The following is a 12,930-nucleotide window of genomic DNA, read 5'->3' on the forward strand; positions in this document are numbered from 1 at the left end:
CTGACAGGAACGTAGATGGACGCTACGCAAAAGCAAAAACAGCAGCCGATCAATGCACAGAGTACGACAGAGGATGTCGTCTCTTTGTTTACCCGCAAAGTAGCAAACCGCACGCAATGGGGAGCGTTTGCTGTTGTACTTCCGTTAGCCATCGTGCAGGGCTACGCGGAAAACTGGCTCATGACTGCCTGGTTAACGGCGTTTTGCTGTTATTCGTTATCGCTTGCTTTAATTTCCAGACATCGAAACCTCAGACAAATACAGTTGCTTGCATTTGTCACCTTACTTGCAATAGCCGCGTGCTATTCAACCTTTATTAACGGTATCAATGGTTTTGTCTGGTCGTTTCCTGTGATGGCGTCGATCGTGTTTTTGTTGCGCCGCAGGCTGGCTATTATTACCGCTTTTTGTTTTTATGCGCTAATAACTGGCGTGGCGGTTATCGCGATGCCATTGGATTTAGTGTGGCGGGGTAGTTTATCACTCGGCGCTGTACTGGTACTGACGCTTACTTTACTGGTTTTACTGGAGCGCATGCAGACGAGCTTTACTCAGCTCGCTACGACAGACACGCTAACAGGTTTATACAACCGAAAACGGCTAACCAGTGAGCTTGATTCTGCGTTGGCACGTTATCGACGTAACCAGCAGCCGGTATCTTTGGTTATCTGTGATATTGACTGGTTTAAGCCGTTAAATGATAAATTCGGTCATTTGCAAGGCGACCGGCTATTGGTTCAGGCTGCGCAATTGATTCAAGATTCGGTGCGAAACACTGACACAGTTTACCGTGTAGGTGGTGAAGAGTTCCTGGTGTTGATGTCAGACACTGACCGCGCCGGAGCCGCTGTTGCGGCGGAAAAGCTCCGTCACCAGTTTGCGGCTCAGGACTTTAAATTGAAGGGTGCGGAAACGCGGATGACGTTATCAGCCGGGGTGGCACAATTGAAAAATGACGAACACTGGACTGATTGGCTGGAACGTGCCGATCAGCGTTTATATCAGGCTAAAGCAGCCGGACGAAACAAAGTCGTTAGTGACTAAGAGGCAATTATGGCGCAGTTTGGAGTTATTGGATTAGGTCGCTTTGGTGCGCGTACCTCATTAGAACTGTTGGATCTTGGCCATGAAGTTATTGGTGTTGATTCGGATGAGAAAAGCGTCGATGCATTGGCCGAATATCTTACCCACGCAGCGATAGCTGATGTTACTGATGAAAAGGCCTTAAAGGAACTTAGTTTAGAAGAATGTGACGTGGTTCTGGTTGCTATCGGTGAAGATTTACAGGCCAGTTTGTTGTGCGTATTGCACCTGAAAAGTATTGGGGTGAAGGAAATTTGGGCTAAAGCGACATCAAAGGAGCATCACCAAATTTTATCTAAGCTCGGTGTGAAACGAATTATTCATCCCGAAGAAGAGATGGGAATTAGGGTAGCGCAGGCGTTAAATTACCCTATGGTCAATGAATATATGTCGTTAGGGCACAATTGGTACTGTGTTGAGATTGATGTAAATGAGGATCTCAATGGCAAATCCATAGAAGACATTTTACCGGATGACTTAGAGCACTTTCATTTGTTGTTGTTAAAGCGCCGCGATGAGGTAACAGCAAACCCTTCAACATCGGTAAAGCTAGAGGGCAATGAAACCTTAGTGATCGCCGGCAGTCTTAAAGCCCTTAAATCGATGGCCCCAAAACTACAATGATTCACGAATTTAAATGAAACAATGGCTACCTTCGTTCAGCTTCTTATACCGTAAGCGGCCGCGAACTAATCGACGTGCAATAAGTTTAAGCCCACCGGCGATTCTGGCCGGCGGTTTTTTAGGGTTAATTGTGTTCGGCACGTTGTTATTAAAGTTACCGATAGCTACCGTTGATGATATTAGCTGGTTGGAAAGCCTGTTCACTGCCACGTCGGCAGTCACAGTTACCGGGCTCGTTGTCGTCGATACCGGAGCTACCTTCTCGGGCTTTGGTCTTACCGTTATAGCATTATTGATCCAGGCCGGCGGCTTGGGCTTTATGACCTTTGCGGTGCTCGCGGCTATTTCATTGGGTGGTCAGGTAGGCCTACGTCAACAAATGCTGGCAAAAGAAGCCATGCAACAGACTAGTCTGGCAAGTATTAAGAAGACGGCCATTGCGGTTGTCACCCTGGCGTTGTTGGCGGAAGCGGTCGCGGTCGTCATCATGACGCTGTATTGGTTGCAAGACAAAGGATTCGCTACGGCGCTGGCAGAATCAACTTTTTACGCAATTTCAGCATTTAACAGTGCAGGGTTTGTGTTAACTCCAAATGGTTTAGTTGATTACCAGGCAGAGCGCACGGTAACGCTGCTCATTTCAGTGTTATTTGTTATTGGCGGGTTGGGCTTTTCTGTCATTAATAATATCTATGAGCAGCGACGCTGGTACAAGTTTTCGGTGTATACCAAAGCAATTTTAATTGCCACGTTACTGATCAACGCGGCGGCGATGGCAATCATTTGGTTATTGGAGAGTAATAACCCGGCAACCCTGGGTAGCCTACCGTGGTACGATCAGGCGGTTAATGCGTGGTTTCAGGCAACCACACCACGCTCGGCAGGCTTTAACACTGTCGATACCGGAGCTATGACCGAGGCGAGTGCGGTATTTACCTTATTGCTAATGTTTATAGGCGGCGGTTCAATGAGTACCGCGGGGGGAATAAAGTTAGGTACCTTTATTATTTTGATTCTGGGCACCTACGCTTTTTTGCGCCGGCGAGAGGCAGTCACTTTGTTTGACCGTACGATACCACAAAACCTTGTGATGAAAGCCTTAGCGGTCACCGTGGTCTACCTGGGGTTAATCTTTGTCGGTATATTTGCGCTAATGATTTTGAATTCGCTGCCGTTTATAGATATAGCCTTTGAAGTTTTGTCAGCATCGGCGACGGTGGGTTTATCGCGGGGTATCACTGCCGACATAACCAGCACCAGTCAGCTGATTTTGATTTTTCTTATGTTCGCCGGGCGTCTTGGCCCGTTGACGCTTGGTTATTTTGTCGCGACGCCGAAAAAGCGGCATGTGCGCTACCCCGATACCGATATTCAGGTGGGATAACGCGTTAAAATTATAATAATGAGTAACAATAACTATGTTGAAGTCTCTAAGGTTTAATCAAAAAGTTATTCTGGCCGCATCGTTGATACTGGTGTTGGTACTTGGCATTTTTACTTTGACTAACTTTTATCAAATGTCGAGCCAGATACGTACTGATTTACAAGCGCAGATGCGGGCGCTGTCCGGCTCCGTTTCCAGTAACATTTCGCAGTGGCTAAACGACCGTATGCGCATTGTGCGGGCGACAGCCAGCGCGTATTCAGCGGATGACACATTTGCCGATGCCTTGGGCAAAGTACAGCAAAGCAAGGCGGCTGGCGACTTCAAAAACGTCTATTATGGCTTGACTGATGGCACATTTATCCTTGATGACACCAGTATCAATCTGCCTGACGATTACGATGCTCGCTCCAGACCCTGGTATCAGTTGGCACTGGAGCAGGATCAGCCGACCTATACAAAGCCTTATATCGACGTCACCACCAATGAACTAACCATCTCGGCTGTGGTTCCGATGAAGGAAAACGGGCGTCTGTTAGGCGTCGCCGGCGGAGATATGATGCTGGATACCATCTCTGCTATCGTTAATGATGTCGACTTTATGGGGCTTGGATTTGCTTTTCTAGTCGACCAGCAAGGAAGTATTCTCAGCCATCCAGATACTGACAGAGTGGATTCCTCGTTAACGGATTACCTGGGTAATGATGCAGCGATAAAAAACGAATTTGTTAACTACGATGTCGACGGCATATCACGTTTGGTTTCGTTTAGGAAAATAGACGGTATTGACGGAGTTAACTGGTACCTGGCGGTTGCGATTGACGAAGAGAAAGCGTATGCGGGGGTCTCCTCGTTTGCCTGGACGGCGCTGGTTTATATGGTTATCGGCATCATTGCGGTGGTGTTGTTGCTGAGCTGGCTATTGAATTTGTTACTAAAACCGCTGCAGCGTTTGCGTCACGCGGTAACCGATATGGCGCGGGGAGAGGGCGATCTGACACAACGCCTGCCGGTTGAATCTAACGATGAATTTGGACGTTTGTCACAGCGCATGAATGAGTTTATTGCCAAAATTCACGGTGCTATCAGCGATGTTCAACAGGCGTCCTCGCAATTAGAGAAGAACGTAACGGCAATGGCTGCAGCTAATCGTGACTCGGTTAATTTAGGCGATGAGCAAGCCAGCCGTACACAAACCATTGCAACCGCAATTAATCAATTGGGAGCCAGCGCTAATGATATTTCTGGTAGTGCGGCTACAGCTTCGGAACGTGCCTCAGAAGCGAATCATAAATCGACAGAGGCGCGGCAGGCTTTGACCGAAAATCGCCAACAAATTGAAACCCTGTCACAACGGATGCAGGAATCTGCTGAAGCAATCCATGAACTGGATGAAAATACGCAAAATATTGGCCAGATACTGGAAGTCATTAAAGGCATTACCGAGCAAACTAACCTTTTGGCACTGAATGCGGCGATAGAGGCTGCACGTGCAGGAGAGGCCGGCCGAGGCTTTGCTGTAGTTGCTGATGAGGTAAGAAGCTTAGCGCAGCGTACGGCAGACTCGGCCGGCGAAATTGAGGCGATGATTGAGCGTGTTCGCAAAGGCACACAAACGGTTGTCGGTGTAATTAAAGAAAGCGAGGCGACCAGCGATGCTTGTGTTACGTCAGCTGAGCAATCGTCGACCCATATGGCAGAAATCGACCATATTATTGGTCAGATCGACGACGTAAACCACACGGTCGCGTCAGCAACTGAACAGCAGAACTCGGTTATTAAGTCGTTAGATCAGGACGTCTCTGATATCAGTCAACTTAACGAAAAAACACAGCAAAACTTGCGCCGCAGTAACGACGCGTGCGAGCAGTTACAAAAAGAATTTGATCGTTTAGAATCCTTAGTCAGTAAGTTTAAATTACAATAATTGATGTAGGAGATTGATATGAAGGGTGCATTACTAGTTGGCGCATTAGCCATGCTGGGTGGTCCGGTATTAGCGACCGCCGAAGCGCAGGAAATGTCACGTTCAGCGTCAGCTGAAGGTGCGCAGGCATACATTATTTCGCCGCAGGACGGCGAAGTGGTTAGCAAGACATTTAAGGTTAAGTTTGGCCTGACGGGAATGGGTGTCGCGCCTGCTGGCGTTGATATGAAACACACCGGACACCACCATCTGTTAATTGATAAGGACGAGATGCCCGCACTAGGACAGCCTATGGGTTCAGATGTAATTCATTTCGGCGGCGGTCAGACCGAAACAACCGTTACACTGGAACCCGGCGAGCATACCCTACAGCTTATTTTGGGTGATAAAAATCACGTGCCACATGAACCTGTAGTGATGTCTAAAAAGATTACCATTACGGTAAAAGAAGACTAATCTAAATCAAGTTCTAGCTGTTGCTGCTGCTCGGGATCGGGCAGCGCAACACTTACACCAACCAAACGAACCCCTTTGTTATTACCACGACTCCAGGCTTGTTCCAATAATTGATAAAAGGCGCTTGGCGAGACGCGTTGAGTCGCTCTAGAGACTGTCGTTTGGGTAAAGTCCGAAAACTTTAATTTTACGGTTTGTGAGCGAATGGGCTGTTCACGCCAGTGCGTAATCTGTAGACGCTTTTTCAGCTTGGGCAGCAATTGTTGCTGGCAGTAATCCTGTGCAGTCACCAGGTGCGTCATGTCAGCCGAGAGCGTCTGCTCAACCCCCACACTTTTCCGCACTCGTTCGGTGACGACCTCGCGTTTATCGATACCCTGACAGCGTTGATGTAATAAATAACCCGCTTTTTCGCCGATAATTTCTTGTAGCCGCGCTACGGTCACTGCTTGTATATCCAAACCCTTAATTAAGCCATGCTGGGCTAACAGCTTTTGGCTTTTGGGGCCAACGCCGGGAATTCGTTTCAGATCAAGTTGAGAAATGTACTCGTATATCTGCTCCGGCGTGACCAAAAACTGACCGTCAGGTTTGCGTTCGTCACTGGCAATTTTGGCGACCATTTTTTGATTTGATATACCCGCCGAGCCGGTAATACCTAACTGACTAATTTTTTGTCGCAAGGCTTGCATGGTTAGCGAGGCGCTGCCTTTAAACAAGGTATTTTCGGTTAAGTCCAGATAAAACTCATCAATAGAAGCGGGCTCAATAATATCTGTGACTTCAGTAAGCAACTGTAAAACTTGCCGTGATACGTCGCGATAGCGGGCATGATCGGGCTTTACAAAAATCAGTTGCGGGCATAGACGGCGCGCCTGGCTGCCGGGCATGGCGCTGCTAACACCATAGCGCCGGGCCAGGTAGTTCGCGGTCGCAACGACCCCGCGATCGCCGCCTCCGCCCACCGCAAAAGGCTTGTGCCTGAGACTGGGATCACGTAACACTTCGACAGAAGCAAAGAACGCATCTAAATCAAGTAGTGCTATTTTTCGGGTTACCTCAGCCAAGTGTTTATCCTGTGCACATTTGTGGTTATAATCAGACCACAAACTGGGTAAGATGATCACCAGCCACTTTAGGAGAAACCAGTGAAACGTATTAAATCTCTAGCATCTAAAGGCCTTATTGCCTCAATCGCTGCAGTATTTGCAGTAGCTGCCGGTGCCGCGTCGGTACAGGACAAAATGTCGAAAGAAGCGATCGAAAAGCGTATCGAGCCTGCTGCACAACATTATGTGGCTGGAGAGCAAAGCGATCAACAAGCATCATCAGGCGGCGGTGCGCGTTCGGGTGAGCAAGTTTACAATACCTTCTGTGCTGCGTGTCATACCTCGGGCGTGATGGGCGCACCGAAAATAAACAATGCGGAAGATTGGGAGCCTCGCTTAGCTCAAGGTATGGATACCGTATTGAAGCATGCTATTGAAGGTTACAACGCGATGCCGCCAAAAGGTACCTGTTCAGATTGCTCGGATGATGAGATTCAGGCTGCGATTGATTACATGATTGCAGACATCTAATTCAAGCAGCATTACGATTACTTAGAGAAGCCACCTACGGGTGGCTTTTTTAGTTTTATTGACGTCATAATAAGCGACTTGAATAAATCTTCATCACAGATCTTGCTTCTTTTAAACAGGTGTTTATACTTTACGTTTGTTACAAATCATAACATAAAGATAAAAGTATCTATGATGCCTATATTAGATAAGCTTTAGGGAAGTGTAAGCGAGTGCAAGGGTCTGATATTAATAACGAATCCGCAAAGCTTGAGGTCGAAAACCTCAAGCTCAGGAAAGTCGTGTCCCGGCTCAAGCAATTAACGCATAAATATCGCTCCGCTGAAGTTATTCAGAATGCACTTTTCCAAATTTCCGAGTTAGCCGCTCAAGTGCGTGATATGGACAATTTTTATTGTTCAGTACACGAGATTATTGGCAAACTCATGTTTGCCAAAAACTTCTACATCTGCCTTTATGACGCGCAGCAGGAAGTCGTCAAGTTTGTCTATTTTGTGGACGAAGTCGATCAAGACACCCTTTTTGAGCAATTGCCGGTCGAAAAACTTAGCTCTGGTTTAACCGGCTATATATTGCGAACCGGAAAACCACTTCTGTGTCCGCCTGAAGTCTATCAAAGGCTTATTGAAGAGGGCGAAGTAAAAGAAATGGGCGCGACTCATGTCGACTGGTTAGGTGTTCCTTTAAAAAGCCAGGACTCGGTGATCGGTGTAATGGTGGTGCAGAGTTATGATGAGTCTTTTCGCTATGACGAAAAGGACGAGGATCTGCTAACCTTCGTATCTCAGCATGTGGTTAACGCACTCGAACGTCTGAAGCAACGAGAATTGATGCAGAATGAAATTGAGCATCAGACGGCGGAACTGCGCCATGCAAACGAGAGCTTGATGCGCGAAATTACCGAGCGCGAAAAAGCTGAACAACAAACCGCCGTGTTGTTTGCGATATCTGAGTTGACCAACACCTCGGATAATATGGCAACCTTTTATAAAAGCCTACATAACGAGATCGGAACGCTTATTCATGCGGATAACTTTTACGTCGCATTGCTCTCGCCCGATAAAAAGTTTTTGCATTTTCCGTATCATGTGGACGAAACCGGTACGGCTGCAGAACGTCGTCGCGTAAGCCGAGGTTTAACGGAGTATGTGATAAGGCAGCAGCGGCCGGTATTTATTAATGGCCGCCATCGACAACAACTGATCGAAGATGGCGAAGTTACGCCAGGCACTGGTGGCGGCAAGTTAGCCAAACAATGGCTTGGTTCGCCGTTGATGCTTAAAGGTGAGGTTTTTGGTGTGATCGCGGTGCAAACTTACGATAGTGAGTTTTTGTATCGCAATGATGACCTTGAACTACTTAACTTTGTTTCGCAACACGTCGCTGTAGCTATCGACCGGAAACGTTCGGCAGAAGAGATTCAACGGGTAAACTCGTTCCTGGAGAAAAAGGTCACCGAACGCACCGAAGAACTTGTGTCGGAGATAGAGCGCCGTAAAAAAATCGAAGCACGACTATTTCATGACGCTCATCATGACAGCCTGACGGGGCTGCCAAACCGGGCTCTTTTCACGGAAAGGCTGCAACAGGCAGTAGCGCATAAGCGCCGCCACCCGGAGCATCATTTTGCGGTGTTGTTTTTAGACCTTGATCGCTTCAAAAATATCAATGATACGTTAGGCCATTCAGCCGGTGATGAGTTCTTACTCGATGTCTCTATGCGTATTAGCGACTGCGTTAGAGATAACGACATGGTCGCGCGCTTAGGCGGCGATGAATTTGTCGTGTTGCTCGATACGATGACGTCTATAGAGGATGCTAAAGACGTTGCAAAACGGATGATTCGTAGCCTGAGCGAACCGTTTATGCTGAACGGACAGGAGCATTACTCGGGTGCCAGTGTCGGTATCGCGCTATGCAGAGAAGACAGTGACTCGGTTGAACGCCTATTGCGTGATGCGGATGCGGCTATGTATCAGGCGAAAAGTCAGGGTCGTGGCCGTTATGTGCTGTTTGACGAACAGATGCATCAGTCGCTGGTTGATTCAGTAAAACGTGAAACTGCCTTGCGACATGCAAAAATCGAAGAAGACTTTGATGTAGAGTATCAGGATATTGTCGAGTTGGCGTCGAATTGCGTTATTGGTGTCGAGTTGCAGATTCGTTGGAATGATCCACGACAAACTTTGTCCGCAGATGAGTTTTTGCCGTTAGCCGAAAAGACAGGTTTAATCATAAAACTAGACCGTTATGTGCTTAAGCGCTGTTGCGAGCGGATTAAAGAATCTCGCGGAAAGTCCATGCCCAGGCAGCATGTTAACTTGTCGGCCAGACACTTACTTAAAGCGGGTTACATTAATCAGCTGATTGAGCTTGTCGAACGCTATAATGTAGACCCCTCTGCTATCGCGCTGGAATTCTCCGAGACCGCGTTAACACAGAATGACCGGCGTTCGTTAGCCAGTTTACGTCGGCTGTCTGAACTTGGCTTTACCTTAGTCATTGATCACTTTGGCCGTGGTGCAGGTCCGTTGCAGTACCTATATAATTATCCGTTTTCGATTTTAAAACTCGATCATAATTATGTTGCACGGTTAAAAAGTAACGAACGTGCCAGGGCAATGCTTAAACACGTTGTAACGCTCTGTGACGAACTTAATATCGCGCTGTTTGCGGCGGGTATTAACACTGAAGAAGAATATGCCCATATTACCCGCCTTGGCGTTGATTTTGCGCAAGGTCGGTATTTAGATGAGCATAGCGATACGCGTGTTAGCCAACAATCAGCAAGTTAAAAATTTACTTTTTTAACGCATTCTTAAGCATTTCCAGACCCCGACTACGTTGTTCTTCGTGTTCGGCCTCCGACCTTTGTTTTTTCTGGTGCTCCCACTCCAGATCATCTTGTGGTAACTCATGCAGGAAGCGACTTGCTTGCGGTTGTGTTACCTCGCCAAACTGACGGCGCTCACGGGCCATAGTAAAAATTAACTGATGCTGAGCGCGGGTAATCCCGACATAGGCAAGACGGCGTTCTTCCTCGACGTCATCGAGATCGATACTACTTTGATGAGGTAATAATCCCTCTTCCATACCGACTAAAAACACTTGCGGAAATTCCAGCCCCTTAGAAGCATGCAGTGTCATTAACTGAACCTGGTCAAAGCTTTCGTCTTCTTCATTACGTGACATCATGTCACGCAAACATAGCCGGCTAACGACCTGATCTAACGACATGGGCTCATTCTCGTCGTTGCCTTCGATCATCTCGCTTACCCAACGATGTAGCTCATAGATATTTTTTATTCGCATCTCAGCGGCTTTGGCGCTTGGGCTTTGTTCAAATAACCAATCTTCATAGCCAATATCGCTTAATAACTGGCGTACCGCATGTTTTGCGTCGGCCTGATGGTCAGCCTGGCGCGCCAGGGTCGACATCATGCTGACAAAGGTATCCAGGGCATTAAACACACTGGTGCCCAGTAGCGTTTTAACATGAGGGGATTGCGCGGCTTCAAATAAACTACATCCTAGCTCTTTAGACAGTTGGCCAATCCGTTCTGTGGTTTGCGGACCAATACCACGTCGTGGCACGTTGATAATGCGTAAAAATGCAGTATCGTCAGTTGGATTTACCAGCAATCGCAGGTAGGCCATGATGTCTTTGACCTCAGCACGTGCAAAAAATGACTGACCACCTGTTATTTTGTATGGGATGCGGTTATTCATCAGCGCCTTTTCGAATAAGCGCGCTTGGTGGTTACCGCGGTATAAAATGGCGAACTCGTGATAGTGTGTCTTTTTTAAGAAGCGCTGCTTTACAATTTCAGCCACCACACGTTCAGCTTCATGCTCTTCGTTGCGGCCGTAAATCACCCGCATGGGTAAACCGTATTCCATGTCAGAAAACAGCTTTTTATCGAACACGTGCGGGTTATTCTCTATTAATATATTCGCCGCTTTTAAGATCCTCCCGTGAGAACGATAGTTTTGCTCCAGCTTAACGACCTTGAGTTGCGGAAAGTCTTTTTGAAGCAAAGCCAGGTTTTGCGGCTGGGCGCCGCGCCATGAATAAATCGATTGATCATCGTCGCCGACGACGGTAAATCGTGAACGTTCACCGACAAGTAATTTTACCAGTTGGTATTGACTGGTATTGGTGTCCTGGTATTCGTCTACCAGTAAATATTGGAACTTAGTTTGCCAGCGCTTAAGGCTCGCTTCGTTAGTCGCCAATAACATTGTTGGTAAACGAATAAGGTCATCAAAATCAACCGCGTTACAGGCGGTAAGGTTGCGTTGGTAATCGGTGTATACCGTGGCGAACTCGCGCTCTGACTCAGACACTGCGCGCTGAGCGGCAAGTTCCGGCGTCAGCATATCATTCTTCCAGTTGCTGATTTGGTGAACACACTGTTGAATAAGTTGCTTGTCGCCATCCCAGCTATCTTCAGTAAGCGCTTTTATCAACGCAAAGCTATCTTGATCATCGAACAGTGAAAAGCCGGGTTTTAATCCAAGCGCGGATAGCTCTCGACGAATGATATTAAGGCCAAGGGTGTGAAATGTTGAAACGGTCAGACCGCGAGTGTTTTGTTTGCCCATGGTCTGTGCAACACGCTCTTTCATTTCTCGAGCCGCTTTATTGGTAAAGGTAACGGCGGCAATGTGACGAGCTTTATAGATATTATTGCGTATTAAGTAGGCGATTTTTTCGGTAATGACGCGTGTTTTACCACTGCCGGCACCAGCCAGAACCAATAAAGGCCCCTGGATATAGTGAACTGCTTGTTGCTGGCGCTCGTTTAACATTAAACAGACCCTTAAAGGAGTGGTAGACTAATGAAGCAACGGATTTTACCGAAAGGAAAAGACAATGGACAATAAAACCATCGAAAACATTGCAAAGCAAATTAGTGAGAGTATGCCGGCAGGCGTAAAAGAAATGGCGGGTAATGTTGAGCAGCGCGTAAAACAAACGCTGCAGCAACAATTATCTAAGCTCGATTTAGTCACGCGCGAAGAGATGGACGTGCAACAGCAGATGCTTTTACGCCTGCGGGAGCGGGTCGAGCAGCTAGAAGCACAGCTAGCAGAGCAAAATTCATCGAACCATAAGGACTAGTTTGCGTGGTGCAGTTTATTAGTGCAAAAGTGGTGGAGAACTACCGCTGGAGCGAGAGTGTGTTCAGTTTACGCGTGATCGCTGAGCCTTTTGACTTTAAAGCGGGTCAGTTCGTGCGTATCGGTCTGCCGGGCGCTGACTTAAAGTCACTGCGAGCCTATTCACTCGCTAGTGCGCCGGGCGCGACCGTTACTGACTTTGTCATAGCACACGTTGATGGCGGCATGGTGAGCCCTCAACTAAACGCATTAAAGCCGGGTGACTCGATTAATATTACCCAGCCTGCAAGTGGCTTTTTTACTCTAGATGAAGTCCCTGATGGGGATGATTTATGGTTATTGTCTACCGGCACAGGTATCGGGCCGTTTTTGTCGATGCTGCATACTGAAAAGCCATGGCAGCGATTTAAGCAGATTAACTTGGTTCATGGTGTAAGAGTAGCGGAAGACTTAGTCTATCAAGACCAAATTCAGCAATGGCAGCGTCAATATCCTGAACAATTACGTTATCAGCCGGTGGTTACCCGGGAAACTATCCCCGGTGCTCTAACCGAACGCATACCACAGCTATTGGAAAGCGGGGCGCTGGAAGCGGCATTAGCAACGCAATTATCGATTAATAGTCAGGTTATGTTGTGTGGTAACCCTGACATGATCAGCGAGTGTCGACAGGTTCTCGCCGATAAAGGCTTGCAAAAGAATACGCGCCGTAAACCAGGTAATGTGACCTCAGAAAACTACTGGTAAAAGCG

General features: G+C 47.4%; 11 protein-coding genes. 9 read left to right on the plus strand and 2 right to left on the minus strand.

Annotated elements, in window-relative coordinates:
- Positions 1-15: 15 nt before the first annotated feature.
- From DEU29_RS10405 to DEU29_RS10425, 5 genes are read left to right on the plus strand one after another with little or no spacing between them, the layout of a single operon-like run.
- A complete protein-coding gene (locus tag DEU29_RS10405) occupies positions 16-1,044 on the plus strand; it encodes a GGDEF domain-containing protein (RefSeq protein ID WP_133540294.1) in 1,029 nt (342 codons plus the stop codon).
- Positions 1,045-1,053: 9 nt separating this feature from the next.
- Entirely contained in the window at positions 1,054-1,707 is a 654-nt protein-coding gene (locus DEU29_RS10410; RefSeq protein ID WP_133540295.1) for a potassium channel family protein, read from the plus strand.
- A gap of 13 nt (positions 1,708-1,720) precedes the next feature.
- Positions 1,721-3,091, plus strand: a complete 1,371-nt coding sequence (locus tag DEU29_RS10415; protein WP_133540296.1) for a TrkH family potassium uptake protein — start codon at positions 1,721-1,723, stop codon at positions 3,089-3,091.
- 34 nt (positions 3,092-3,125) lie between these two features.
- The gene (locus tag DEU29_RS10420) at positions 3,126-5,018 is read left to right on the plus strand and encodes a methyl-accepting chemotaxis protein (protein WP_133540297.1); all 1,893 of its coding nucleotides are present in this window, start codon (positions 3,126-3,128) and stop codon (positions 5,016-5,018) included.
- Between the two features lie 18 nt (positions 5,019-5,036).
- The gene (locus DEU29_RS10425; RefSeq protein WP_133540298.1) at positions 5,037-5,474 is read left to right on the plus strand and encodes a DUF4399 domain-containing protein; all 438 of its coding nucleotides are present in this window, start codon (positions 5,037-5,039) and stop codon (positions 5,472-5,474) included.
- On the opposite strand, the gene dinB is transcribed toward DEU29_RS10425, so the two are convergent.
- Positions 5,471-6,541, minus strand: a complete 1,071-nt coding sequence (dinB, locus tag DEU29_RS10430; protein ID WP_133540299.1) for a DNA polymerase IV — start codon at positions 6,539-6,541, stop codon at positions 5,471-5,473. The two genes, DEU29_RS10425 and dinB, sit on opposite strands and share 4 nt — an antisense overlap.
- Positions 6,542-6,631: 90 nt before the next feature.
- Here dinB and DEU29_RS10435 point away from each other — a divergent pair, with 90 nt between their 5' ends.
- Both DEU29_RS10435 and DEU29_RS10440 read left to right on the plus strand, forming a co-directional pair.
- Complete coding sequence (locus tag DEU29_RS10435) at positions 6,632-7,054, plus strand: c-type cytochrome (protein WP_432206882.1); 423 nt, start codon at positions 6,632-6,634, stop codon at positions 7,052-7,054.
- 212 nt (positions 7,055-7,266) lie between these two features.
- Positions 7,267-9,849 (plus strand): bifunctional diguanylate cyclase/phosphodiesterase, encoded by a 2,583-nt coding sequence (locus tag DEU29_RS10440; protein ID WP_133540300.1) that lies wholly within the window; start codon positions 7,267-7,269, stop codon positions 9,847-9,849.
- Positions 9,850-9,853: 4 nt separating this feature from the next.
- Here DEU29_RS10440 and rep read toward each other — a convergent pair whose 3' ends face one another.
- Complete coding sequence (gene rep / locus DEU29_RS10445; RefSeq protein WP_133540301.1) at positions 9,854-11,866, minus strand: DNA helicase Rep; 2,013 nt, start codon at positions 11,864-11,866, stop codon at positions 9,854-9,856.
- Between the two features lie 64 nt (positions 11,867-11,930).
- Here rep and ubiK point away from each other — a divergent pair, with 64 nt between their 5' ends.
- Complete coding sequence (gene ubiK / locus DEU29_RS10450; protein WP_133540302.1) at positions 11,931-12,179, plus strand: ubiquinone biosynthesis accessory factor UbiK; 249 nt, start codon at positions 11,931-11,933, stop codon at positions 12,177-12,179.
- Between the two features lie 5 nt (positions 12,180-12,184).
- A complete protein-coding gene (locus DEU29_RS10455) occupies positions 12,185-12,925 on the plus strand; it encodes a ferredoxin--NADP reductase (protein WP_133540303.1) in 741 nt (246 codons plus the stop codon).
- Positions 12,926-12,930 lie beyond the last annotated feature (5 nt).

The sequence above is a fragment of the Idiomarina aquatica genome (assembly GCF_004362895.1).
Classification (GTDB): Bacteria; Pseudomonadota; Gammaproteobacteria; order Enterobacterales; family Alteromonadaceae; genus Idiomarina.